Here is a 25,552-nt window from a genome sequence, read left to right as displayed (position 1 = left end):
GCGTGCGTCAAGGACTGTCACATGACTGTCATTCAAGCCCCCTACAGTCCGCCGCATCCCTCCCAACCAACCCTCTTTTGTGGAGCAAGCATGAACCTGAGCTACAAGACCGCCGTCCTCGGCGCAGCCGCATTCTCGATCGCCAGTTTTGCCTCGGCCCAGGAAGTGACCGGCGCCGGCGCCAGCTTCCCGGCTCCGCTGTATTCCAAGTGGGCGGCCGAGTACAACAAGGCCACCGGCGTCAAGGTCAACTACCAGTCGGTCGGCTCCGGTGCCGGCATCCGGCAGATCGATGCCAAGACCGTCGCCTTCGGTGCCTCGGACATGCCGCTCAAGGACGAAGAGCTCGAGAAAAAGGGCCAGGTGCAGTTCCCCACTGTCATCGGCGGCGTGGTGCCGGTGATCAACGTGAAGGGCATCCAGCCCGGCCAGCTCAAGCTGAACGGCCAGGTGCTCGGCGATATCTTCCTGGGCAAGATCAAGAAGTGGGACGACCCCGCCATCAAGGCATTGAACCCCGGCCTGCCTCTGCCCGACGCCACCATCGCGCCGGTGCGCCGCGCCGACGGCTCGGGCACCACCTTCATCTTCACGAACTACCTGTCCAAGGTGAACCCCGAGTGGAAAGAAAAAGTGGGTGAGGGCACGGCCGTCAACTGGCCGGCGGGCGCAGGCGGGAAGGGCAACGAAGGCGTCGCCGCTTTCGTCGGGCGCCTGCCCAACTCGATCGGCTATGTCGAGTACGCGTACGTCAAGCAGAACAAGATGAACTACGCGCAGGTGCAGAACGCCAACGGCCAGTTCGTCAATCCCGAAGACGCGAGCTTCAAGGCCGCGGCCGCCGGTGCCGACTGGAGCAAGAGCTTCTATCAGATCCTGACCAATCAGCCTGGTGCGCAGTCCTGGCCGATCACCGGCGCGACCTTCATCCTGATGCACAAGCAGCAGGACAAGCCCGAGCAGGCCGCCGAGGCGCTGAAGTTCTTCGACTGGGCCTACAAGAACGGGGACAAGACCGCCGAGGACCTCGACTACGTGCCCATGCCCGACGCGGTGAAGCAGCAGGTGCGCAAGCTCTGGTCGAACCAGATCAAGGACGGCTCCGGCAAGTCGGTCGCGCAGCTCTGATCCACACGGCGCCATCTCACCCGCTCCGGTCGAACCCTTACGAGCCGCCGCATGTCCACTAGACTCCCGGCCCATGAGGCTTCTTTCGACCTGAGCGCGCCCGTGCAGATGGACCGTACAACCTTTCCACCGGCCGGCAGGCCGGCCCGCGGTGGTGCCATCGCGGACCGGCTGTTCGGCTGGATGGCGGCGGCAGCCGCCTTTTTCACGCTGAGCGCCCTGGTGGCGATCATGCTGTCCCTCGTGATCGGCGCCTGGCCTGCCATCGAGAAATACGGGCTTGGTTTCCTGACCAGCAGCGTCTGGGACCCGGTGACCGAAGAGTTCGGCGGCCTGGTGATGATCTACGGCACGCTGGCCACCTCGGCCATCGCCTTGCTGATCGCCGTGCCGGTGAGTTTCGGCATTGCGCTCTTTCTCACCGAGCTGTCGCCGAAGTGGCTCAAGCGTCCGCTCGGCACGGCCATCGAACTGCTGGCCGCGGTGCCGTCCATCGTCTATGGCATGTGGGGCCTGCTGGTGTTCGGGCCGCTGCTCGCGCAGTACGTGCAGCAGCCGCTGCAGGCGCTGTTCGGCGACGTGCCGTATCTCGGTGCGCTGTTCTCCGGGCCGCCGGTGGGTATCGGCGTGCTCGCTGCCGGCATCATCCTCGCGATCATGATCATCCCGTTCATCGCGGCGGTCATGCGCGATGTCTTCGAGGTGACGCCGCACATGCTCAAGGAGTCCGCCTACGCGTTGGGCTCCACCACCTGGGAGGTGACGTTCAAGGTCGTGCTGCCCTACACCAAGAGCGGCGTCATCGGCGGCATCATGCTCGGCCTGGGCCGGGCCCTCGGGGAGACGATGGCTGTGACCTTCATCATCGGCAACTTCAACCAGCTCGATACCTTGAGCCTGTTCGCGCCGGCCAACAGCATCACCTCGGCGCTTGCCAACGAATTCGCCGAGGCGACCACCGGCCTGCACCAAGCCGCGCTCATCTACCTGGGCCTGGTGCTGTTCTTCATCACCTTCATCGTGCTCGCGCTGTCCAAGCTGCTGCTGTCGCGGTTGCGCAAACACGAGGGACGCAAATCATGAGCAGCAGCGCCGTGCAATCCCTGACGAACGCCGAGCGCGTCCGGCGCAACAAGTTCGCGCGCCGCAAGCGCATGAACTATGTGGCTTTGACCCTGTCCCTGTCGGCCATGGCGTTCGGCGTTTTCTGGCTGCTGTGGATTCTTTTCGAAACGGCGCGGCTCGGCTTTGCCGGGCTCACGTGGGCCGTGCTGACCGAGATGACGCCGGCTCCCAACGAGCCCGGCGGCTTGGCCAACGCCATCCTCGGCTCGGCGATGATGGTCTCCGCGGCGACCTTCATCGCCACACCCATCGGCATCATGGCCGGCGTCTACCTGGTCGAGTACGGCAGCCGGGGCTGGCTCGGTCGGGTGACGCGCTTCGTCAACGACATCCTGCTGTCGGCGCCGTCCATCGTGATCGGCCTCTTCGTCTATGCCGTGGTGGTGGCGCGCTTCAAGCAGTTCTCCGGCTGGGCCGGAGTGGCCGCGCTCGCGCTCATCGTCATTCCGGTCGTGATCCGCACCACCGACAACATGCTGGCGCTGGTGCCTTCGGCATTGCGCGAGGCGGCCTATGCGCTGGGTGCGCCGAAGTGGAAGGTGATCACCCTCATCACCTTGCGCGCGGCGCGGGCCGGCGTGGTCACCGGCGTGCTGCTGGCGGTCGCGCGCATTGCGGGCGAGACGGCGCCGCTGCTGTTCACCGCCCTGAACAACCAGTTCTTCACCGCCAGCCTGTCCGAGCCCATGGCCAGCCTGCCGGTGACCATCTTCAAGTTCGCCCTGAGCCCGTACGAGAACTGGCAGCAGCTGGCGTGGGCGGGTGTCGCGCTCATCACGCTCGCGGTGCTGGGCCTGAACATCCTCGCTCGCGTGCTGACGCGCAACAAGCTGTGAACACCACCACCATGAACACCACCCATGCGCCGAAGCTCGCGGTGCGCGACCTCAACTTCTACTACGGCAGCTTCCATGCCCTCAAGGGCATCAACCTGGACATCCCCGAAAAGAAGGTCACCGCCTTCATCGGGCCGTCCGGCTGCGGCAAATCCACCCTGCTGCGCACCTTCAACCGCATGTACGAGCTCTACCCCGAGCAGCGCGCGGAGGGCGAGATCGTGCTGGACGGAGAGAACCTCCTGACCTCGCGCCAGGACGTCGCCCTGATCCGCGCCAAGATCGGCATGGTCTTTCAGAAGCCCACGCCCTTCCCCATGTCGATCTACGACAACATCGCCTTCGGCGTGCGGCTGTTCGAGAACCTCGGCAGCAGCGACATGGACGAGCGCGTCGAGTGGGCGCTGCGCAAGGCGGCGCTGTGGGACGAGGTGAAGGACAAGATCGACCAGAGCGGCGCCGGCCTCTCGGGCGGGCAGCAGCAGCGCCTGTGCATCGCGCGCGGCATCGCCATCAAGCCCGAGGTGCTGCTGCTCGACGAGCCGTGTTCCGCGCTCGACCCGATCTCCACCGCCAAGATCGAAGAGCTCATCGCGGAGCTGAAGAACGACTACACGGTGGTGATAGTCACCCACAACATGCAACAGGCCGCACGTTGCAGCGACTACACGGCCTACATGTATCTGGGCGACCTCGTCGAAGTGGGCGAAACCGAGCAGATCTTTTTCAAGCCCAAGCGCAAGGAAACCGAGGACTACATCACCGGCCGCTTCGGCTGACCGGTTCGGGGACACACAAGGAGCACGCAGATGCCAGACAAGCACATCTCAGCCCAGTTCGACAGCGAACTGAACAGCGTTTCGTCGCGCGTGATGGAACTCGGCGGACTGGTGGAATCGCAGATCCACCAGGCGATCTACGCGCTGTCCCACTTCAGCACCGAAGCGGCCGACCAGGTGATGGAGATCGAAGGGCGCGTGAACGGCATGGAAGTCGAGATCGATCGCGACCTCGCCTCCATCATCGGGCGGCGCCAGCCCACCGCGCGCGACCTGCGGCTGCTGCTGGCGATTTCCAAGACCACCGCCAACCTCGAACGGGTGGGGGACGAGGCGACCAAGATCGCCCGCATGGTCAAGTCCATCGTCGAGAGCGGCTCGGCCCGGGCGCTCCCCACCTCCGACCTGCGCACGGCTGCCGACCTGGCCGCCGGCCTGCTGCGCAAGGCGCTCGACTCGTTCGCCCGGCTGGACACGCAGGCGGCCGTCTCCATCCTCAAGGAAGACAACCTCATCGACGAGGAGTTCGACGGCTTCGTGCGCAAGCTCATCACCTACATGATGGAAGATCCGCGCACGATTTCCGCCAGCCTGGACCTGCTGTTCCTGGCCAAGGCCATCGAGCGCATCGGCGACCACGCCAAGAACGTCGCCGAGCTGATCATCTACGTGGTCAAGGGCGCCGACGTGCGCCACTTCTCCATGGAGCAGATCGAGTCCGCCGTCAAATGAATGCCCTGAACGGGACCTACGATCCAGCATGAAACCCCGTGTCCTGATCGTCGAGGACGAGCCGCACATCGCCGAGCTGATCGCGGTCAACCTGCGCCACAACGGCTTCGCGCCCACCTGGAGCGAAGACGGCCTTTCGGCACAGCGCGAGCTCGACGCGGTGCTGCCCGACGTGATCCTGCTCGACTGGATGCTGCCCGGGCAGAGCGGCGTGCAGCTGGCGCGCAAGTGGCGCGCCGACACGCGCACCAAGGCTGTTCCCATCCTCATGCTCACGGCACGCGGCGACGAGCGCGACAAGGTGGGCGGTCTCGATGCCGGGGCCGACGACTACATCACCAAACCCTTTTCCACCCAGGAACTGCTGGCGCGCATCCGGGCCGTGCTGCGCCGGCGCGTACCGCAGCAGTCGAGCGAGCCGGTGCGGGTGGGCGAACTCACGCTCGATCCATCGACCCGTCGTGTCGCCTTCAAGGGGCAGCCCCTCAAGTTCGGGCCCACCGAGTTCAAGCTGCTGCACTACCTCATGGCGCATCCGGAGCGGGTACATAGCCGGGCGCAGTTGCTGGACAAGGTCTGGGGCGACCACGTCTTCATCGAGGAGCGCACGGTGGACGTGCACGTCAAGCGCCTGCGTGAGGCGCTGGGCCCGGCCAGCGCGATGGTCGAGACGGTGCGCGGTGCCGGCTACCGGCTGGCGGCCCCCCTGCCGTCGATGCCGGCCTGATCGATGCTCTGGCGCATCGCCAGCTTTCTGCTGCTGGTGGCTGCGGGCGCCTTGCTCGGGGCCGCCGCCGCGCGCACCTGGGGCGCCGCTGCGGGTGCGGCGCTGGCGGCGCTGGCATGGTTCGTCGCCGATCTGTTGCGGGGGCTGCGCGTGCTGCGCTGGCTGCGCCGCCCCGATACCGCCACGGCGCCGCGCATGGCGGGCCTCTGGGGCGAGGTGGCCGACCGGGCCCGGCGGGCGCTGCGCGCGCGCGAGCAGCAGACGGCCCAGGCCGAGGCGCGGCTGCAGGAGTTCCTCGCCGCGATCCAGGCCTCACCCAACGGGGTCATGCTGCTCAACCCCACGGGCCACATCGAGTGGTGCAACCAGACCGCGGCCAGCCACCTGGGCATCGATCCCGCGCGGGACCTGATGCAGCAGGTGGGCAACCTGCTGCGCGATCCGGCCTTCGCCGCCTACTACGCGGGTGGCGACTTCACCCGGGACGTGGTCATCTCCGGGCGCGGCAGCACGCCCTTGCGGCCGAGCCGCATCTCGATCCGGCTGCACCCGTACGGCGAAGGGCGCAAGCTGCTGCTGTCGCGCGACGTCACCGCCCTGGAGCAGGCCGAAACCATGCGGCGCGACTTCGTGGCCAACGTCTCGCACGAGATTCGCACGCCGCTCACCGTGCTGGGCGGCTTCGTCGAAACCCTGCAGACCCTGCCGCTGGAGGCCGACGAGCGCGGCCGCTACCTCGCCCTCATGGCGCAGCAGGCGCAGCGCATGCAGTCGCTGGTGAACGACCTGCTGACCCTGTCGCGCCTCGAGGGCAGTCCCTCGCCGGGCGTCGGCGAGTGGGTTCCGGTCGATAGCCTGACGGCCCAGTGCGAGAGCGACGCCCGGGCCTTGTCCGAGCTCCTGGGCAAGCAGCACCTCCTGGAGTTCGAGAGCGTTCCCGAGCTGGCTGTCGCCGGTGCGCAGGGCGAGCTGCACAGCGCGCTGTCGAATCTCGTCACGAACGCCGTGCGCTACACGCCCGCCGGCCAGGGCATCCGGGTGCGCTGGCGTGTGCTGGACACCGGCGAGGCCGAGTGCAGCGTGCACGACAGCGGTCCCGGGATTGCGCCGGAGCACCTGCCGCGGCTCACCGAGCGCTTCTATCGCATCGACCGCAGCCGCTCGCGCGACACTGGTGGCACCGGGCTGGGCCTGGCGATCGTCAAGCACGTGGTGCAGCGCCATGGCGGCGAGTTGCGCATCGCCAGTACGCCGGGGGCGGGTTCGACCTTCACCATCGTGCTGCCCGCGCATCGCGTGCGGCAGGGCCTGGCCGTAGAGGCCCACTGATCGGTGCCCACGGGTAGTGATGCCGGCCCGTGCGCGGAGGCGCTCAGCCTGCCCGTCGCTGCGCCCGCGCGGCCCGCGCCAGCAGCAGCAGGAAGGTGGCCGAGGTCAGCACCAGGGCGACGCCGCCGGCGGCCCAGAACGCCACCGGCGAGCGCAGCGGCTGCATCAGCCCCGGCACGCCGACATACGCCAGCACGTAGCCCCCGCCGAGGCCCACTCCCCACAACAGCAGCGAGTACACCACCAGCGCCGCCGCCGCGATGCCGAAGCTGCGCAGGATGAAGACGCACACCGCCTGCGTGGCGTCGGCCACGTGGTAGGCAGCGACCCAGGGCAAGAGGGCGGCGGCGAGCAGCACCACCTGCGGATTGGGGCCCGAGAACAGGCGTGCCAGCGGCTGCTGGAGCACCAGCAGCAGCGCGGCGCTGCAGAGGGCCAGGCCGACGGCCAGCTGCAGCCCGAGCCGCAGCGCCTGCCGCGCCGCGCGCCCGTCGCCCGCGCCCAGCCAATAGCTCACCCGCGCGCTGGCGGCGATGCCCAGCGACAGCGGGACCATGTAGAGCAGGCCCGTGAGGCTCGCGGCCACCTGGTGGCTCGCCGCCGCCACCGTGCCCTGGCGCGCGATGAAGAGGGCCATCAGGGTGAACGAGGTCACCTCCACCATGATCGCGAGCCCGGTGGGAACGCCCAGCCGTGCGAAGGCGCGCTGCGCCTGCCAGTCGGGCCGCTCGGGGCGCCGCCAGAGCGCGAAGGGGCGGTAGATGGCCGCGCCGCGCAGCATCACCACGGCAATCACCAGCATCAGGTAGCTGACCACCAGCGTGGCCCAGGCCGCGCCGGCCAGTCCGAGCGAGGGCAGCCCGGCGCCGCCGAAGACGAACCAGATCGACAGCGGCACCTTGGCCGCGAGCGAGCCGATCTGTACCCAGGTGACGAGCAGCGGCTTGCCCAGGCTCTGGTTGAGGGTGCTGAAAAGACGGAACGCCAGCGCCGCCGGCAGCGCGAAGGCCAGGATGGCCAGGTAGCGACGCACCTCGTCCTGCAGCTGCGGCGGCACGTCCGTGGCGCGCAGCAGTGGACCGGGAAAGAGCAGGGCCAGCATGCCCAGCACGGTGGTGGCCAGCGCCATGTAGAGCGACTGGCGCACCGAGCGGCCGAGTTCCTCGTGGCGCCCCGCGCCGCGCAGGTGCGCCCAGATCGGCAACTGCGCCTGCAGCACGCCCATGAGGCCGACGAACACGCTGATGTACACCGCCGACCCCACGGAAAGCCCGGCCAGGGCCTCGCTGGAGAAGCGGCCGGCCACGAAGGTGTCGGTCAGGCCGAACGCCATCACCGCCACCTGGCCGACCAGCACCGTGCCGGCGTGCCGCGCAATGAGGCGGACCTCGGACTGCCGCGTCGCCATCAGCGCAGGCGGCGGTAGACGCGCAGGGTGTCGCGCGCGTCGGTAGGACGGCGCACGGTCGCCGCGAGCAGCCACTCGTCCATGCGCAGCGGCTCGAGCTCGGCGCCGGCCAGTTCGGCTGCGAGGACGCGCCAGCGGCAAGGGGCTTCGGCGGGCGCCTGCGCAGTTTCGCTAGCCGGGTTGCGCAGCGTGAGGCGGCCGTGATAGTGCAGCGCCGCCACCTGTCCGCGCGTCAGCCCGATCACTTCGACGCAACCGGGATCGGGGCCGATCGTGCGCAACACGCCCTGGACCGAGGGAACGTAGCTGCGCGCATAGTCGAGCACCGGCAACCAGAGCGTCATCACCAGCAGCCAGCACCAGGCGGCACCGCCGGCCGGCAGCACCAGGCTTTTCCAGATGGCCGAGCGGTGCCTGCCCACGCGCCAGCGCACCAGGGCGGCCCAGCCCAGCGTCCCGGCCAGGGCGACCGCGAAGGCGAAGAGCGAAAAACTCGGTTCGAACCCGGGCGCGAGCTTGTAGACGTTCAATGCCGGCTTGGGCGGAATGCCGGTTTGCAGCGAGATCCAGACCACCCAGATCACCAGGCCGCAGCCGGTGAAGAAAAGCAGCGTGAACCAGTCGATCAGCGCGGACACCGTGCGGCGCAGCGTCGGCAGGGCGAACGCGGCGAGCGCCGCGAGCGCGGGCAGGCCGAGCAGGAGCGCCCGGTCGCTCGCGCGCGTGGCCAGCGCCGCCACCAGCGCCAGCGCAACGAAGCTCAACGGAAGCGCAACATGGCGGCTCCCCAGACGAAGGCGCCAGCGCCACACCGTCCAGGCCGCCAGCGGCCAGGCCGGCCAGGTGAACCACAGCACGAGCCGCAGGAAGCTGACCCAGTCGCGTGCGGGTCCGGTCAGGTTCCAGACCCACAACCCGAGCGCCGCCGCCAGTACGCCGACCGCCACCGCCACCGCCAGCACCGCGAGCGCCGCCCAGCGTGAGGTGGCCTCCTCGTGCGCGCCGCCGCCGTCCACGGCCAGCGCGAGCGCACCGCCGAGGCCGAACAGCACGGCCAGCGTGGGCGCACCGCTCAAGGAGAGCCCGGCCAGCCCCAGCACCACCGCAATGGCAGGCCAGAGCCTGCGCCCAGGCAGGGCGGCGAGACCGTAGAACGCGAGGCTGGTGAACCCGAGCTGCGCGAGCGCGGGCGTGGTCTCGTGTGAAAGCTGGGCCAGCCCGAGGCAGGCGAGCAGGGCCAGGAGGCTGCCGTCCGCCATGGCGCGCGCGTAGTCCACCGGCCGCGCCTCACCGCCGAAGGCAAAGGCGACGGGCTGCGCCTGCGGCCGGCGCGCGAGGTGGTAGACGCCCCACCAGGTGGCCGCCAGCGTGAGCACCAGCAGGGCGACGAAAGGCAGCCGCGCAGCCAGGTCGGCCGGCACCCAGTCGGGCGTCCAGCGGATCGCCCAGGCGCCCAGCCAGTAGGGCAGCAGGGCGCCGAAGTCGGGCGCTTGCCCGAGCATCCGTGGCTGCCACCAGTCGCTGGAGCCGCGAGCCAGCTCGAACATGTAGCCGAAGGCCGTCATGTCCTGCGTCTTCCACGGCTCGCGCCCGACGAAGCCCGCCAGCACATAGGCGGTGCACAGCAGCAGCAGCCCGAGGCGGGGCAGCGGCCGCACGGCGCCCTGGGCGACGATGGCGGGGGTGGGGTGATTCACGCGGGCGATTATGGGTGGCAGGAAAAAGGGCAGCGCGGTTGCCCGGGCTGCCCTTCTCGAAGACGGTTTCGGCGGATGTTTCCTGCCGGATCTCCGTCCTGCTGGTGCCTGCTTACTGCTTGGCGGCGTTCTTGCCGAAGCGGTTGCGGAACTTCTCGACGCGCCCGCCCATGGTATCGACGGACTTTTGCGTGCCGGTGTAGAACGGGTGCGACTCGCTGGAGGTGTCCAGCTTGTACAGCGGGTACTGCTTGCCCTCGAAGGTCTCGGTCTCGCGGGTGTTGACGCACGAGCGGGTCACGAACCTGAAACCGTTGGAGAGGTCCACGAAGAGCACTTCGCGGTAGTTGGGGTGGATGCCTTCTTGCATGATCTTTCCTTGGGGGCTGGTGCGGGAGCCGGTCCGGCAGGTTGCGGGCTACTTTCCGCGGAAAACCGGCGATTATAAGCGGGGCAAAAGCTCAGCCGCCGCGGCGCATCATGTCGAAGAACTCGACGTTGGTCTTGGTCGCCTTCATCGACTTGAGCACCATTTCCATGGCCTCGATCTCGTCCATGTTGTACATGAACTGGCGCAGGATCCGGGTCTTCTGCAGGATCTCGGGGGCGAGCAGCAGCTCCTCGCGTCGCGTGCCGCTGCGATTGAGCTGGATCGAAGGAAACACGCGCTTCTCGTAGAGGCGGCGGTCCAGGTGCAGTTCGCAGTTGCCGGTGCCCTTGAACTCTTCGAAGATGACTTCGTCCATGCGGCTGCCGGTATCGATCAGGGCGGTGGCAATGATGGTGAGCGAGCCGCCTTCCTCGACGTTGCGGGCGGCGCCCAGGAAACGCTTGGGCCGTTGCAGCGCGTTGGAATCCACGCCGCCGGTCAGCACCTTGCCCGAGGAGGGCACCACGTTGTTGTAGGCGCGGGCGAGGCGCGTGATGGAGTCGAGCAGGATGACGACGTCCTTCTTCAGCTCGACCAGGCGCTTGGCGCGCTCGATCACCATCTCGGCGACGTGCACGTGGCGGGCGGCAGGCTCGTCGAAGGTGGAGGCGATCACTTCGGCCTTCACCGAGCGCTGCATGTCGGTCACTTCCTCGGGCCGCTCATCGACCAGCAGCACCATCATGTAGCTGTCCGGGTAGTTGGCGGAGATGGCGTGCGCGATGTGCTGCATCATCACCGTCTTGCCGCTCTTGGGCGGCGCCACGATCAGCGCGCGCTGGCCCTTGCCGATCGGGGCAATGATGTCGATCACGCGCCCCGTGATGTTCTCCTCGCCCTTGAGGGCATCACGCTCGAGCTTCATCTGCTCACGCGGGAACAGCGGCGTGAGGTTCTCGAACATGATCTTGTGCTTGTTGTCCTCCGGCGCACGGCCGTTGACCTTGTCGAGCTTGGTCAGCGCGAAATACCGCTCGCCGTCCTTGGGCGTGCGCACCTCGCCCTCGATCATGTCGCCGGTGTGCAGGTTGAAGCGCCGCACCTGGCTGGGGGAGATGTAGATGTCGTCGGTGCTCGCGGTGTAGCTGGTGTCCGGGCTGCGCAGGAATCCGAAGCCGTCGGGCAGGATCTCCAGCACGCCATCGGCAAAGACCTGTTCGCCGGCGCGGGCGCGCTTCTTGATGATGGCGAACATCAACTCCTGCTTGCGCATGCGCCCGGTGTTCTCAATTTCCAGCTCTTCGGCCTGCTTGAGGACTTCGGAAACGTGCAGCGCCTTGAGTTCGTTTAAGTGCATGGCGTGGGACTCGCGATGACACCCCTTGCGGAGTTCTTGTGGGATGGACGGGGAGGGTTCGCAAGCGAGGCGAGCAGTGTGCCTCGCGAACCGGGAGCTCGATCTGGGCGCCGTGCGGGCGACCAGTGAATGAGGGGCATTATAAGGACGAAAAAAAGGGCCCCAGAGGCCCTTTTCCGGTTGTGCTTGCGGGTTTACGCCGAGGCGCCCGCACGCCGCCGAAGGCGCTCAGGCCAGTTGCTGGTCGATGAAGGCCGTGAGCTGCGCCTTGCTCATGGCGCCCACCTTGGTGGCGGCCAGCTGGCCGTCCTTGAACAACATCAGGGTGGGAATGCCGCGGATGCCGAACTTGGCGGGGATGTCGCGGTTCTCGTCGACGTTCATCTTGGCGACCACCAGCTTGTCGCGGTAGGCGGTGGAGACTTCGTCGAGGATGGGCGCGATCATCTTGCACGGGCCACACCACTCGGCCCAATAGTCCACCAGCACGGGCTTGTCCGACTTGAGGACGTCGGATTCAAAGGAACTGTCGGAGATGTGCTTGATCAGGTCGCTGGCCATGATGAATTCCTGGGTGCTGCGGCAATGCCGCGTACGGGTACAGTTGCGGCCATTGTGACAGAAACGACGCCTTTCCTGCGGCCGCGCAGGTGCCCGCGGCTGCTATGGATGTGATAGCGGCGGGCGACACATCCCCGGGTCCTCTGGCCGCTTTGCTGCTGCGGCTGCACGAGCTGATCGGCGCACGCGGCGTGCACCCGGCGCGCGCCGTGGTGCTCGTGCCCTACGCCCAGCTGATGGCCTCGGCGCGCACGGCCTGGGCAGCGCTCGTGCCCGACGGCTTCGCGCCGCGCTTCGAAACCACCCTCAACCTCGCCGCGCGTTCAGGCTTCCACGGCGGCGTCGAAGACCTGGCGTTCGAGCGTGGCCTCGACCTGCTTGCGGCGCGCCACTGGCTCGAACGCGCGGGGCTCGCGCGCCTGGCTGCCGTGCTTGCGCCGCGTGTGGTCGATGCTGCCTGGCAGGTCGCCGCCCAGGCCGCCGCCGTGCATCCCGAAGCGCGCGCTGCCTGGGCCGAGCGCGCGCAGGCGGTGGCGAGCAGTGGCCTCGACCATCCCGTGCTCGCCATGGAGGCCGCCGTGGCGCGCATCGCGATCGCGTGGGCCGCAGCCTCGTCCTACGCCACCGACGCGCTGCTCGCAGGGCCGCTGCTGCACGACGTCGATCTGCTGGTGGTGATCGAGGGCCTGCAGCCCGACCCTGTGACGCGGGCCGTGGCCGCACGCGCCGGCCCGCGCGCCGTGACGTGGAGCCTGGACGACTCCGAGAGCGAAGTTGCACCGGGCGAGATCGTGTTGCACCACGCCGCCGATCCCGCCGACGAAGCCGAAATCGCCGCCGCGTGCGTGCTGCGCCACCTCGAGGCACGCCGCGCGCCGGTGGCGCTCGCTGCGATCGATCGCGTGCTCACGCGACGGGTGCGCGCGATGCTCGTGGCGCGGGGCGTCGTGCTGCGCGACGAGACCGGCTGGAAGCTCTCGACCACCCGCGCGGCGGCGCGGGTGATGGCGCTGCTTTCGGCCTGCGCCTGGGATGCGGGCAGCGACGCGGTGATCGATTGGCTCAAGAACACGCCGGCCGCCGCGCCTGCCACCGTGCAGGCGCTGGAGCGCCGCGTGCGCCGCGCGGGTCTTCGCAGCTGGTCTGCGGTGACCCCGGCGCGGCTGGGCGGCGAGCCGGGTGGCTGGAGCGCACTCATCGAGCAGGCCAACGGCTGGCGCGAACGCATGCGCCAGCCGCGGCCGCTGGCGGGCTGGCTGGATACGCTGCGCGATCTGCTGCAGACCGTGCAGCTGTGGGATCTGCTGGAAGCCGACAGCGCCGGGGCACAGCTGGTCAGCGAACTCGGACTTTCCGAAGACCCTGCCTTGCGTCCGTGGGCCCAGTGGCCGCAGGCGCAGCGGCGCATGGGGCTTGCCGAGTTCACCGGCTGGGTCAACGAGACGCTGGAGGCGGGCAGCTTCCTGCCGGACCGCGGCGGTCAGGAGGAGGTGGTGGTGCTGCCCTTCAGTCAGTTGCTGGGTCGCCGCTTCGCGGCCCTGGTGGTGCCCGGTTGCGACGAAGTGCGGCTCGACGCCGCGCCCGAGCCTCCGGGAGACTGGACCACTGCGCAGCGCGAAGCGCTCGGCCTGCCGCAACGCGAGCAGCTGGCGCGTGCGGTGCGCGGGGGCTGGCGCCATGCCATGCGCATGCCGCGCGTCGATCTGCTGGTGCGCCGCTGCGACGACAGCGGCGAGCCGCTGCTGCCGAGCCCGCTGGTGCAGGAGCTGGCGCTTGCCGGGTTCCTGCAAGAGGGGGACGACCCCCGCGCAGCGCGCGCCCTCGTTGCGGCCGCGGTCACCGCACCGGCGCCCGATGCCGCGGGATTGCCGCTCGCGCAACTCTCCGCCAGTGCCTACGAAGACCTGCGCCGCTGCCCCTATCGCTTCCACGCGCTGCGCCAGCTGGGACTGCACGAGGCCGACGAGATCGACGCCGATCTGGACAAGCGCGACTTCGGCAACTGGCTGCACGAGGTGCTGCTGCGCTTTCACCTTGCACTGCAGGCGCACCCCGGCGAAGCGGACCCCGCCGGGCGGCTGCGCCTTATCGACGAGGCCGCCGACCAGGCCAGCCGCAGCCTGCTGCTGCCCGAGGGCGAATTCCTGCCCTTCGCCGCCGCCTGGCCCCAGGTGCGCGATGGCTACCTGCAGGCGCTGGCGACGTTCGAGGCCGACCACGGTGCGCGCTTCGACAGCGCCGAGTCAGAGCACGAGATCCAGCTCGGACCGGTGCGGCTGGTCGGACGCATCGACCGCATCGACCGCCTGCCCGACGGCCGGCGCATGGTCATGGACTACAAGACCGAGTCCGACACGGTCACCGCCGCACGCGTGAAGAACCCGAGCGAGGACACCCAGCTCGCCTTCTACGCGGCCCTGCTCGAAGACGACACGCTGCGCGCCGCCTACGTCAACGTCGGCGAGCGCGGCATCACCCGCGTTATCGAGCAGGAGCAGGTGCACGAAGCCCGCGACGCGCTGGTCGAGGGCATCCTGCACGACCTGTCCCGCATCGCCGGGGGCGCACCGCTGCCGGCGCTGGGCGAGGGGCAGGTCTGCGAGTGGTGCGCCGCGCGCGGCCTGTGCCGCAAGGATTTCTGGGTCGCATGAGCAGCCACGATTTCGCCTACGAACACAACGCAGTGCGCGTCGAACGCGCAGCCTTCTACGCCATCGCCTGCGATCCGCGGCGCAGCGTCGCGGTGGAGGCCTGCGCCGGCGCCGGCAAGACCTGGATGCTGGTATCGCGCATGCTGCGCGCGCTGCTCGACGGTGCACAGCCGCACCAGATCCTCGCGATCACCTTCACGCGCAAGGCGGCCGGCGAGATGCGCCAGCGCCTGCATGACTGGCTGGCCGGCTTCGCGCAGGCCGACGACGCGACGCTGCGGATCGCGCTGGCGCAGCGCGGGCTGGTCGTGCCGCACGATTCGGCGCTGCCGCAGCGCCTGCGTGCGCTGCACGCCGAGGTGCTCGCCGCGGGCCGGCCGGTGCAGATACGCACCTTCCACAGCTGGTTCGCCGCGCTGCTGCGCAGCGCGCCACTGCGCGCGCTCGAGGACCTCGGTCTTCCCGCGCGCCACGAGCTGCTGGAAGACGATGCGCAGGCGGTGGCCCTCGTGTGGCGCCGGTTCTGGGACGTGGTGGTGGCCGACGAGGCGCTGCGCCGCGACCTGCAGGACAGCGTCGCCGCGTACGGCCGTGTGCCGACGCAAAAGGCGCTGGCCGCCGCCCTGAGCAAGCGCACCGAATTCGCGCTCGCCGACGCGCAGGGTGTGCTCGAGGCCTCCGTGCAGCCCTGGGCCGCGGTATTCCCCGACCTCGCCGGCCCGGAGCACCCGGCCGAGCTGCTGCAGGTAGCCGGCCCGCTGCGGGCGCTGCTGCAGGAGGCCGCAGTCCACCTGGGCCGCGCGCCGCAAAAGAGCTTCAGCGCCTGCGGCGAGCAGCTCGAGCGGGCGCTTGCCAGCGGCGACTTGAAGGGCGCGGTCGCCAGCCTCCTCACGCGCGAGGGCTCGGCCCGCAAGTTCAGCGACAAGCTGCCCGGACTCGAGCGCGTGCGCCTCGCCCAGGAGGCCGCCGAACGCCTGATGGCAGCCTGCTGCCAGCACGATGCCTGGCTGCACCAGGGCCGCATGACCCGGCTGGGGCGGGTGCTGTTGGCCGAGTACGCGGCCCTCAAGCGGGAGCGCGGATGGATCGACATGAACGATGTCGAGCGCGCGGCGCAGCGCCTGCTGTCCGATCCCGTGCTGTCCGGCTGGGTGCAGGAGCGGCTGGACGCCCGCATCGCGCACCTGCTGATCGACGAATTCCAGGACACCAACCCGCTGCAATGGCAGGCGCTGCACGCCTGGCTCAGCGGCTACGCCGGCGCGGGCGGCGGCAGCGCGCCCAGCGTGTTTCTGGTCGGAGACCCCAAGCAGAGCATCTATCGCTTCCGGCGGGCCGAACCCCAGGTGTTCCGGGCGGCGCAGCGTTTCGTCGCCCAGGCGCTCGGAGGCGACCAGCTCAGTTGCGACCACACGCACCGCAACGCGCCGGCCGTGCTCGGCGCCGTGAACGCCGTCATGGCCGCGGCGCAGGCGGCCGGCAGCTACGAGGGCTTTCGCGCCCACACGACCGAGTCCACCCACGCGGGCAGCGTCCGGCAGCTGCCCGCCGTGCCCCGCCCGCCCAGGACACGCCGAGGCACCGACGGGCAAGACGCGCCGCAGGACGAGCCGCTCACCTGGCGCGACAGCCTCACGACGCCCCGCGAGTTGCCCGAGGAGCGGCTGGTCACTCTCGAATGCCGCCAGGCCGCCCGCTGGATCGCCGCCCGGCTGGCCCAGGGTCTTGCGCCCAGCCAGGTGATGGTGCTGGCGCGCAAGCGCGACCGGCTGGTGGTGATGGAGGACGCGCTGCGCGCGCTCGGCATCCCCGCCCAGCAGCCCGAGAAAACGCGCCTGGGTGAGGCGCCCGAGGTACAGGACCTGGTGGCCCTGCTCGACGTGCTGGTCTCGCAGGGTCACGACCTGTCGCTCGCACGCGCCTTGCGCTCGCCCCTGTTCGCCGCCTCCGATGCGGCCCTGGTCGAACTGGCAGGCCGCGCCCGCCAAGCGCAGGCAGCCGGGCAGCCGCGCTCCTGGTGGGAGTTGCTCCAGGGCGGATCGCTCTCCACGCCAGGGCTCGATGCGGCGGGCACGACACTCGCGCGCTGGAAGCGCTGGGTCGATCGCCTGCCGCCGCACGATGCGCTGGACGCCATCTTCCACGACGGCGACGTGCTGGCCCGCTATGCCCGCTCGGCCCCGCCGGCGATGCGCGCGGGCGTGCTGGCCAACCTGCGCGCGCTGCTGGGTGCGGCGCTGCAGGTCGGCGGCGGTCGCTACGCCACGCCCTACGGTTTCGTGCGCACCTTGCGCACCGCCGGCGCGCAGGCGCCCGCGCTCGCCGATGCGGCCGCCGTGCGCCTGCTCACGGTGCATGGTGCCAAGGGCCTGGAGGCGCAGCTGGTGGTCCTGCTCGACACGGACGCGCCTGCCGCCCGCGCCGAGACGATGGGCGTGCTGGTCGATTGGCCCGGCGAGTCGCAGACGCCCAGGCGCTTCGCGTTCCTGGCCAACGAGAGCAGTCCGCCGACGTGCTGCGCTGGCGCACTGGCGCAGGAGCAGGCTGCCCGCGAGCGCGAGGAACTCAACGCCTTGTACGTGGCCATGACCCGCGCGGGGCGCGAGCTGGCGGTCTCCAGCGTAGAGCCGTACGTGGCGGCCGCGGGAAGCTGGTGGCAGCGCATCGCCCCCTGTGCGACGCCGGTCGATGCGGCGGCGCTGGAGGCGCTCCCGCAGGCCCCCGCCTGCACGACGGACGGGGGCCTGCTGCTGCCTGTGCTGCCCGGCGATCCGGAGCGTGTCGCGCAGGTCCAGGTGCGCACCAGCGCCGCCCCCTTGCTTGCGGGCGGTCCCACCAGCGACGAGGCGCGCTTCGGGCAAGCGATGCACCGGCTGCTCGAATGCGGTGCGGGCGCGGCAACGGGAGCAGCGTCTGCAGGCGGGATGGGAATCGGTTCCGCTCGCGGTGCTGCTTCGGTCGCAGCTTCAGGCGCAGGCGCAGGCACAGGCGTAGCAGAGGCCGAGCGAGGGGCGCGGGCACGCGCACCTACAGCAGCCGGTGAAGCAGCAGCAGATGCAGGTGCAGGTGCAGGTGCACGTGCAGGTGCAGGAGCACGTGCAGGTGCAGGAGCAGGTGCAGGAGCAGGAGCAGGAGCAGGAGCAGGTGCAGGAGCAGGTGCAGGTGCAGGTGCAGGTGCAGGTGCAGGTGCAGATGCAGGTGCAGGTGCAGGTGCAGGTGCAGGTGCAGGTGCAGGTTGTGCCGGCACTCCCTTCGCGCCCGGCCTGCTGCAGCGCGTGGCGCGGGAATTCCGCCTCTCGCCGCACGCCTTGCGGGACGCCGCCGCCATGGCTGCGCGCATCCTGCACGGGGAGGGCGCGTGGGCCTGGGACTCGGCGGAGATCGACTGGGGTGGCAATGAAGTCGAATTGCACCATCGCGGCGAGCTGCTGCGCCTGGACCGGCTCGTGCGCCGTCGCGAGGACGCCTCCTGGTGGGTGCTCGATTTCAAGTCCGCCGCCCAGCCGCAGCGGGACGAAGCGCTCGTAGCGCAGCTGCGCCGCTACCAGGAGGCGGTGCGCGCCGCCTACCCGGACGCTGTCGATGTGCGCTGCGCCTTCCTCACGGGCCAGGGCCGCCTGGTGTCGGTGTGCTGACCATGGTTGGCGGTGGAGCGATGGATGTCGTCGTGGTGGGCGCGGGTCCCGCCGGCCTCGCCGCGGCAGAGCGGCTCAGCGAGGCCGGACTGCGCGTGGCGGTCTACGACGCGATGCCTTCGGCGGGGCGCAAATTCCTGCTGGCCGGCCGCGGCGGACTGAACCTCACGCACTCCGAGCCGCTGCCGCAGTTTCTGGAGCGTTTCCGGCCGCCGGCGCCGCCGTTGCTGGACGCCGTGCGCGCATTCGATCCCACCGCGCTGCGCGAGTGGGCTGCCGGGCTGGGCATTGCAAGCTTCGTCGGCACGTCGGGCCGCGTGTTTCCCACCGACATGAAGGCTGCCCCGTTGCTGCGTGCCTGGCTGCACCGCCTGCGCGAACGCGGGGTCGTCTTCCACATGCGGCACCGCTGGATCGGATGGGCCTCGCCAGGCGAATGCGCAGACACCGACACCGAAGCACACGCCAGCGGGAATGCGAAGGCCGACGCCGAAGGTCGCGCCGGAGCCGCAGCCAACCCCGCGATCGCGCTGCGCATGGCCATGCCCGAGGGCGAACGCTACGTCGCCGCGCACGCCGTGGTGCTCGCCCTGGGCGGCGCGAGCTGGCCCCGCCTCGGCTCCGACGGGGCATGGCAGCCGCTGCTGCGGGATGCGGGCGTCGCGGTCTCGCCGCTGGTCGCTTCCAACTGCGGCTTCGACGTCGATGGCGGCTGGACTCCGCACTTCGCCACGCGCCATGCGGGCCAAGCTTTCAAGACGGTGGCGGTGGAGTTCGAGGGCGTGCGGCGACGAGGGGAATTCGTCGCCACCGCCACCGGCGTCGAGGGCAGCCTCATCTATGCGTTTTCGGCGGCCCTGCGCGAGGCCGTGGCCCGGTCGGGAGCAGCCGTGTTCCACATCGACCTGCTGCCCGGGCGCACGGACGAGCAGGTGCTGGCGCAGGTTGCCCATCCGCGCGGCTCACGTTCGCTTTCCAGTCACCTCAAGGGGCGACTCGCCCTCGATGGCATCAAGCTCGGCTTGCTGCACGAGGTGCTCGGGCGCGAGCAGATGCACGATCCGAAGCGACTTGCCGCGGCCATCAAGGCGCTGCCTGTGCGGCTGGTCGCGACGCGGCCCGTGCAGGAAGCGATCAGCAGCGCCGGCGGCGTGCGCTTCGATGCGCTCGATGACGCCTGCATGCTGCGCGCGCGCCCCGGCGTCTTTTGTGCGGGAGAGATGCTCGACTGGGACGCCCCGACCGGCGGCTATCTGCTCACGGCCAGCATGGCGACCGGGAGGCATGCGGCAGCCGGTGTGCTGCGCCACCTGCGCGCGGCGGGCGCGCCGCTGGCCTGACACCGGCCTCCGAGCCGCCTCGACCGCGCACGCCATCGGCGGGCGGGCAACGCCGGCACAACCCGTGGGGCGGACGCCTCAGAACTGCACCTTGTAGTACAGCCGCACGGCTCCGTTCTTGCGCCCGAGCGACAGCCTGGCACCGTTGTCCAGCTGCACGCCCAGCAGGTCCCGCAGGGACAAGCGCTTCGGCTGGGGCAGCTGCATTTCCAGTCCGGCGCCGTAGCGCGCCTGCGCAGGTCGGCCGTAGAGCAGGGCGTCCGCAGGGTTGTCCGCAGACACCCGGCGCCACACGGTCGCGTCCACCTGCCAGCCCGAGGCGCTGCTGCCTCCCTTCCACTGCAGCCCCAGCTTGAGCGCCTGTGCGCGGGCACTGGTGCCACGCTGCGCCCAGTTCAGCGGCGCAAGCTCCAGCGAGTCCGCAGGGTGCGCCAGCAGGATCAGGTCGGGCGTGGGCCAGACCCGGGCCGCGGCAGGGGGGTCACCGTCCTGCGCGGCGGCCATCGGAGCTGCCAGCAGGAGCAGCGCACCGGCTGCACAGCGCCGCCATCGTGGCACGGCCGCGACGCAGCGCTTGCGTCGCCCGAGGCGGGGGGCCTCGCGTGGGTCGCGGCGTGCTCGTCCTTCGGAATGACCGGGTTGCGGGCCGACGTGCTGCATTGTTCTGTACCTCCCGTGTGAGACTCAGCGTAGGAGCGCCCCCGCTGGGCTACGGTGGGAAGCCGGCGCGGGCGGATGTAGTCGCCGTCCGATTCAGCTTGCAGGCGCGCTGGCCCAGACTGGCGTTCCACAACAAGGAGACCGAACGATGAAGTACCCCCTACTTGCGGCCAGCGCCGCTGCGACCCTGGCGCTGGCCGGTTGCGCCACCGGGTTCGACCGCCCCACCGCGGTGGCCGAACTCCAACCCACCGCCGCCAACCAGGTGCGCGGCAGCGTGCGCTTCGAAGAGCGCGGCGGCGGCGTGCGCGTGGCGGGCGAGGTGCGCGGGCTGCGGCCCAACAGCGAGCACGGCTTCCATGTCCACGAGAAGGGCGATTGCAGCAGCCCCGATGCCAGCAGCGCCGGCGGGCACTTCAATCCGGCTGGCACGCCGCACGGGCATTTCGCGCGGACGCCGCACCATGCGGGCGACATGCCGAACCTGCAGGCCGATGGCGCCGGGGTGGCGCGCATCGACGTGCTGGTGCCGGCGCTGCGCGTGTCCGAAGGCGCCACCAGCGTGGTCGGCCGCGGCCTGGTGGTGCACCGCGAACCGGACGACTACCGCAGCCAGCCCGCAGGCGAGTCCGGCCCACGCGTGGCCTGCGCCGTGATCCGGCGCGGCTGAGGCCTTCCTGGCGGTCCGCTGGCCAGCGGATCAGGCCAGCGGGTCGCGGCGGCGCCGGCGCCAGTCGCGCCCCTCGAGGACCAAGGCGCCCGTCCCCGCCAGAACGAACAGCGCTAGCGCCAGCGCGCCCACTACCGGTACGTTGGACAGCAAGGTCAGCACCAGCAGCGCCAGGGCGATGAACACCATGTCGAGCACGAAGCCGCCGTCGGTGCGCCCGCGCCGCAGCGCACCTGACATCAGCCGTGCGAGGAACAGCACGCCCAGCAGCAGCCCCAGCAGCAACAGGCCCGGATACAGCGACAGCAGCATCAGGCCGATGGGGATGCCCAGCACCGTGATGAACAGCACGCCGGCGACCACCGGAACCGCGAGCGCCACCAGCAGTCCGAAACCCAGCGCCGGACCGGGCGCGATGCGGATGCGGTCGGCGGTGCGGGCGGCGAAGCCCGGCGCCACCAGCAGCATCACGGCAGCGAATGCAAGCACGCCCAGGAACAGCAGCGTGCCACCCACCCAGCCCGCGATGCGCAGGCCCCAGGTGCGCTCGCCCGCAGCCGCAGGCCCCTCGCGGCGCGCGGCGGCGGACGGCTCGGCGCGTCCCGACTCGCGTGTGATGGCGCCGGCAACGGTCGCGCCGGGCGCCATCACGAGTTCGGTCGGCGCGCTGTAGCGCAGCGCCCCCGCGACGCGCGCATTCGGCCCCAGTTCGATCTGGCGTGCGCTGAGATCGACATCGCCGCCGACCTCGCCGTCGAGCACGATGCGCCGCGCGCGGGCCTCGAGGGTTTCGCCGATGCGACCGCCGATCGTGAGCTCGCCGGCATACAGGCGGGCACCCCGCGCGATGCGGGTCGCCGGGCTGAGCGTCACGTTTCCGCCCATCACGAAAAGTTCGCCGCCGACGGTGCTGTCGAGCGAAACGTCGCCCGCACCGATACGCAGATCCTGCGCAACCGGTGCCCTCACCACGACCGAGCCGCCCGCCAGCGCCGCGTCGCCCGACACTGGCTGGTCCAACTCCACGCGGCCCGCGGCGCCGCTGAAATCACCGCGCACGGGCGCTTCGGGCTGCACCTTGCCGCCCGCGGCATAGACATTGCGCTCGACCTGCACCGATGCGGCGCCGTCCCCGGCGCTGGTGCTCACCTGGGCGTGCAGTGCGCCTGGTGCGGCGCAGCACAGCATCAGCAGGAGCAGGGGCACGAACGCCTGCATGCGGCTTGCGCGGCTCGGGTGCGGTGCGGTCGGGAACTGGCGCATGAGGTCCTCCCGGAGTGGAATGTCGCGACCATCGTAGTGGATGACGTGGCGAGCGCGACCAGCGGCTCTGCGAGAACCGCGCGCGGACGCTGCTGCTGCGGCCCGCCGGCCACTGCTTGTGCCGCCCGCGCGCTTGGCCTACGCTGGAGGCGTGCAGCGGCGCCGCCGTGGCGTCGGGCCCACCGGGGAGACTTGCCCATGCCAAGCCCATCGCGCGGCGGCACCGCCGCGATCCGCACCCTCGCCCTGGTCGGCCCCGCAGCGGCCGGCAAGACCAGCCTCTGCGAGGCCTTGCTGCACGCAAGCGGCGCGATCACCACCGCCGGCAGCGTCGAGCGGGGCAGCACCGTGAGCGATCACGATCCGCTGGAGCGGCGCATGCAGCACTCGCTCAACACCTCGGTGCTGCACCTGGAGCACGGCGACACCCGCATCCACCTCATCGACACGCCCGGAGCGCCGGACCTGCTGGGGCAGGCGCTGCCGGCGCTGGAGGCGGTGGAGACCGCGGCCATCGTCGTCAGTGCCGCCGCCGGACTCGAACCGATGGCCCTGCGCATGATGGAGTACGCCGCGGCCCGGCAGCTCGACCGGCTGGTGATCGTCAACAAGATCGATGCGGCCACCGACCTGCGGGCCCTGCTGGCGGACATCCAGTCGGCGCTCGGGCGCGAGTGCCTGCCGGTCAACCTGCCCGCCGACGGCGGCGCCCGGGTGGTGGACTGCTTTTTCAACCGCGAGGGCTCGAGCGACTTCGGCTCGGTCGAAGACGCGCACCGCGCATTGGTCGAGCAGGTGGTCGAGGTCGATGGCGCGTTCGTCGAGCGCTACCTGAACGAAGGCGATGTCGATCCGGGCGAGCTGCACGCGCCGCTCGAGCAGGCGCTGCGCGAGGGGCACCTGGTGCCGGTGTGCTTCGTCTGCGCGCGCACCGGGGCGGGCGTGGCGCAGCTGCTGGACGTCATCGATCGGCTGCTGCCCAACCCCACCGAAGGCAACCCGCCGCAGTTCCTGCGGGGGGAGGGCGCCGCGGCCGTGCCGGTGCGCGCGCAGCCCGATCCGCAGCAGCACGTGCTGGCGCACGTGTTCAAGGTGGCGGTCGATCCCTACATCGGCAAGCTCGGCATTTTTCGCGTCCACCAGGGCACCGTCACCCGCGACAGCGAGCTGTACGTCGGCGACGGTCGCAAGCCGTTCAAGGTCGGGCACCTGTTCATGCTGCAGGGCAAGGAGCACGTCGAAGTGTCCAGCGCGGTTCCCGGGGACATCTGCGCCATCGCCAAGGTGGACGAACTGCACCACGACGCGGTGCTGCACGACGCCGCCGAGGACGACCACATCCACCTCGCGCCGCTGGCCTTCCCGGTGCCGGTGCACGGGCTGGCCATCGCGCCGCGCCGACGCGGCGACGAGCAGCGGCTGTGGGACGTGCTGGCCAAGCTGGTCGATGAAGACCCGTGCCTCAGGGTGCAGCGCGATGCCGCCACGCACGAGACCATCGTCTATGGATTGGGCGAGCTGCACCTGCGCGTGCTGCTGGAGAGGCTGCGCGAGGCCTACAAGCTCGAAGTGGACACGCGGCCGCCGCGGGTGGCATACCGCGAGAGCGTCGGCGCCCCGGCCGAGGGACACCACCGGCACAAGAAGCAGACCGGAGGGGCCGGCCAGTTCGGGGAGGTGTCGCTGCGCGTCGAGCCGCTCGCGCGGGGCGCAGGGTTCGAGTTCGTCGATCAGGTCAAGGGCGGTGTCATTCCGACGCAGTTCATGCCGGCCGTGGAAAAGGGAGTGCGCCAGGCGATGGAGACCGGCGTCATCGCCGGCTACCCGGTGACCGACGTGCGCGTGGTGGTGCACGACGGCAAGCACCACAGCGTGGACAGCAAGGAGATCGCCTTCGTCACGGCGGCGCGCAAGGCCTTCATGGCCGCCGTGCGCGAGGCCCGGCCGGTGGTGCTCGAGCCCATCGTCGATGTCGAGATCACCGCGCCGGGCAGCGCCATGGGCGAGATCACGGGCGACCTGTCGTCGCGCCGCGGCCAGGTCAACGGCACCAGCCACGCCGCCGCGGGACAGATCGTCGTGCGCGGCCAGGCGCCGCTGTCCGAGATGATCTCCTACCAGTCGCGCCTGAATGCGATGACGAGCGGGCAGGGCCGCTACACGCTTTCGCTGTCGCACTACGACACGGTGCCGCCCAGTGTGCAGCAGGCGCTAGAAGGCCAGTGGCGCACCGGGGAGGAGGAGTGAGGCGGCGGAGACGTGGCTGCGTTGCAGCGGCGCCGACACCGCCGCGAGCGTGTGTGTGTCTGCATGAGTTTGGACGGTCCGGGGGGCAGCGCGGTGGCACAGCGGCAGCATGTCCCTCGAAAGCATGCGCCCTCCGATGCTGACTCCCGCTGCACGGCGAACATGGGTCAGCGTCCTACACCGCCGTGGGCCCGCGCCGGCTACGGTCAGTTCCCGCACTACGTGAAGTGACCTCATGTCCGACGTACCCGCTCCCGTCAATCCGTTTGGTTATCTCGTGGATCCCAGGCCTGCCGAAGAGGCCTCGCGCCGGCCCGGCAGGCTGCAAGGCCTGGTATCCCACGTCCACCGTCCCCTCATGAAAATCCGCGAGCCCGCTCCGCAGGTGGTCGCAGTTCCGCCTCGGCCGGCGCAGCCTGGCGTGCGCATTTGAGGCGCGGGCGCTCCGCGCAGCGACCTCGCGCGGGGCGTGCGCCAGCGCTGCCGGACGCATAGCGCGGAGATCGTTTCTCTCTCCACCTTTCGCGCGTTGAACTCTTTCGCCCGTCCTCGAGCCGGGCAAGCCGCTCCGCACGCAGCTTGGCTGCCTTGGTGCTGGCTTCCTTCAGGTCCTCAGTTTCCAAGGACGATCGGTGCGAGCACTCGGTGGCATGGAGGGAGGTGAGGTCGGCAGGGACCTTGATGCGCCACGGTCAACGGGTTGAGCGGGTGCGACGGCAGACGCCGGCATCCGCTTCGGCATCGAGTTGTCCTTGGTTGATGGCAAGGCGACACACTCTGGGTACACGCCGAAGCGGCTGAGAGGCCCCGCCAGCACGCACGTTGTTGCCGGCGCAGGTTTTCTAGGTATTTGGTTGACGAGCCTTACCCCCGGCACTGGCTACACAGTTAGGGCTGCTTGGTTCCCCACCTGACCCGTTTGGCCGCTTCACCATGCGGGGAGGCCCGTCAGCGGCGATTGTAGGCGAGGCGCCGCGGTCGGCCGGCGCGCGGGGTGCTGTTACCTCATGGTGCACAGGGCGATGGGCGCGGCGCGA

At 70.2% G+C, this 25,552-nt stretch carries 19 protein-coding genes and 1 other RNA gene; 12 read left to right on the top strand and 8 right to left on the bottom strand.

Annotated elements, in window-relative coordinates:
- Positions 1-90 precede the first annotated feature (90 nt).
- The 7 genes from pstS to phoR are packed head-to-tail and all read left to right on the top strand — an operon-like array spanning position 91 to position 6,656.
- On the top strand, positions 91-1,128 hold the full coding sequence (pstS, locus tag WG922_RS06335) for a phosphate ABC transporter substrate-binding protein PstS (protein WP_340281442.1): 1,038 nt from the start codon (positions 91-93) through the stop codon (positions 1,126-1,128).
- 51 nt (positions 1,129-1,179) lie between these two features.
- Entirely contained in the window at positions 1,180-2,211 is a 1,032-nt protein-coding gene (gene pstC, locus WG922_RS06330; protein WP_445322797.1) for a phosphate ABC transporter permease subunit PstC, read from the top strand.
- Positions 2,208-3,089 (top strand): phosphate ABC transporter permease PstA, encoded by an 882-nt coding sequence (gene pstA / locus WG922_RS06325; RefSeq protein WP_340281441.1) that lies wholly within the window; start codon positions 2,208-2,210, stop codon positions 3,087-3,089. The genes pstC and pstA overlap by 4 nt, the downstream gene beginning before the upstream one ends.
- 11 nt (positions 3,090-3,100) lie before the next feature.
- A complete protein-coding gene (gene pstB, locus WG922_RS06320) occupies positions 3,101-3,868 on the top strand; it encodes a phosphate ABC transporter ATP-binding protein PstB (RefSeq protein ID WP_340281439.1) in 768 nt (255 codons plus the stop codon).
- A 30-nt stretch (positions 3,869-3,898) separates the two neighbouring features.
- Positions 3,899-4,600, top strand: a complete 702-nt coding sequence (gene phoU, locus WG922_RS06315; RefSeq protein WP_340281438.1) for a phosphate signaling complex protein PhoU — start codon at positions 3,899-3,901, stop codon at positions 4,598-4,600.
- 28 nt (positions 4,601-4,628) lie between these two features.
- On the top strand, positions 4,629-5,327 hold the full coding sequence (gene phoB / locus WG922_RS06310; protein ID WP_340281437.1) for a phosphate regulon transcriptional regulator PhoB: 699 nt from the start codon (positions 4,629-4,631) through the stop codon (positions 5,325-5,327).
- Between the two features lie 3 nt (positions 5,328-5,330).
- Positions 5,331-6,656: a phosphate regulon sensor histidine kinase PhoR gene (gene phoR, locus WG922_RS06305; protein WP_340281436.1), complete on the top strand. Its 1,326-nt coding sequence runs from the start codon at positions 5,331-5,333 to the stop codon at positions 6,654-6,656.
- A 43-nt stretch (positions 6,657-6,699) separates the two neighbouring features.
- Here the strand turns inward: phoR and WG922_RS06300 are convergent, their stop codons facing one another.
- From WG922_RS06300 to trxA, 5 genes are all read right to left on the bottom strand, one after another.
- Positions 6,700-8,064, bottom strand: a complete 1,365-nt coding sequence (locus WG922_RS06300; RefSeq protein WP_340281435.1) for an MATE family efflux transporter — start codon at positions 8,062-8,064, stop codon at positions 6,700-6,702.
- The gene (locus WG922_RS06295; RefSeq protein WP_340281433.1) at positions 8,064-9,761 is read right to left on the bottom strand and encodes a hypothetical protein; all 1,698 of its coding nucleotides are present in this window, start codon (positions 9,759-9,761) and stop codon (positions 8,064-8,066) included. Before WG922_RS06295 ends, WG922_RS06300 begins: the two co-directional genes overlap by 1 nt.
- A 112-nt stretch (positions 9,762-9,873) precedes the next feature.
- Positions 9,874-10,131: a type B 50S ribosomal protein L31 gene (locus WG922_RS06290; protein ID WP_340281431.1), complete on the bottom strand. Its 258-nt coding sequence runs from the start codon at positions 10,129-10,131 to the stop codon at positions 9,874-9,876.
- Positions 10,132-10,222: 91 nt separating this feature from the next.
- The gene (gene rho, locus WG922_RS06285) at positions 10,223-11,488 is read right to left on the bottom strand and encodes a transcription termination factor Rho (protein WP_340281430.1); all 1,266 of its coding nucleotides are present in this window, start codon (positions 11,486-11,488) and stop codon (positions 10,223-10,225) included.
- A 228-nt stretch (positions 11,489-11,716) separates the two neighbouring features.
- Positions 11,717-12,049, bottom strand: coding sequence for a thioredoxin TrxA (gene trxA, locus WG922_RS06280; RefSeq protein ID WP_340281428.1), 333 nt, complete (start codon positions 12,047-12,049; stop codon positions 11,717-11,719).
- 89 nt (positions 12,050-12,138) lie between these two features.
- On the opposite strand from trxA, the gene WG922_RS06275 reads away from it, so the two are divergent.
- Genes WG922_RS06275 through WG922_RS06265 form a run of 3 tightly spaced genes read left to right on the top strand, consistent with a single transcriptional unit; the run spans position 12,139 to position 19,675 of the window.
- Complete coding sequence (locus WG922_RS06275) at positions 12,139-14,700, top strand: PD-(D/E)XK nuclease family protein (RefSeq protein WP_340281427.1); 2,562 nt, start codon at positions 12,139-12,141, stop codon at positions 14,698-14,700.
- Positions 14,697-18,335 (top strand): UvrD-helicase domain-containing protein, encoded by a 3,639-nt coding sequence (locus tag WG922_RS06270; protein WP_340281426.1) that lies wholly within the window; start codon positions 14,697-14,699, stop codon positions 18,333-18,335. Before WG922_RS06275 ends, WG922_RS06270 begins: the two co-directional genes overlap by 4 nt.
- A gap of 2 nt (positions 18,336-18,337) precedes the next feature.
- A complete protein-coding gene (locus tag WG922_RS06265) occupies positions 18,338-19,675 on the top strand; it encodes a TIGR03862 family flavoprotein (protein WP_340281816.1) in 1,338 nt (445 codons plus the stop codon).
- 78 nt (positions 19,676-19,753) lie between these two features.
- Here the strand turns inward: WG922_RS06265 and WG922_RS06260 are convergent, their stop codons facing one another.
- A complete protein-coding gene (locus WG922_RS06260; protein ID WP_340281425.1) occupies positions 19,754-20,179 on the bottom strand; it encodes a hypothetical protein in 426 nt (141 codons plus the stop codon).
- A gap of 304 nt (positions 20,180-20,483) precedes the next feature.
- On the opposite strand from WG922_RS06260, the gene WG922_RS06255 reads away from it, so the two are divergent.
- A complete protein-coding gene (locus WG922_RS06255) occupies positions 20,484-21,005 on the top strand; it encodes a superoxide dismutase family protein (protein WP_340281424.1) in 522 nt (173 codons plus the stop codon).
- Between the two features lie 30 nt (positions 21,006-21,035).
- Here the strand turns inward: WG922_RS06255 and WG922_RS06250 are convergent, their stop codons facing one another.
- Positions 21,036-22,268, bottom strand: a complete 1,233-nt coding sequence (locus tag WG922_RS06250; RefSeq protein WP_340281423.1) for a hypothetical protein — start codon at positions 22,266-22,268, stop codon at positions 21,036-21,038.
- Positions 22,269-22,466: 198 nt separating this feature from the next.
- Between WG922_RS06250 and fusA the strand changes: the two genes are divergently transcribed.
- On the top strand, positions 22,467-24,515 hold the full coding sequence (fusA, locus tag WG922_RS06245) for an elongation factor G (protein ID WP_340281421.1): 2,049 nt from the start codon (positions 22,467-22,469) through the stop codon (positions 24,513-24,515).
- 853 nt (positions 24,516-25,368) lie between these two features.
- Here the strand turns inward: fusA and ffs are convergent.
- An RNA gene (gene ffs, locus WG922_RS06240) (signal recognition particle sRNA small type) lies at positions 25,369-25,465 on the bottom strand.
- Positions 25,466-25,552: the final 87 nt, after the last annotated feature.

Origin of the sequence: Ramlibacter sp. AN1015 (genome assembly GCF_037726105.1) — a bacterium.
GTDB lineage: Bacteria > Pseudomonadota > Gammaproteobacteria > Burkholderiales > Burkholderiaceae_C > Ramlibacter.
Note: the sequence above shows the minus strand (reverse complement) of the source record. Positions and strands in the feature narration are given on the sequence as shown.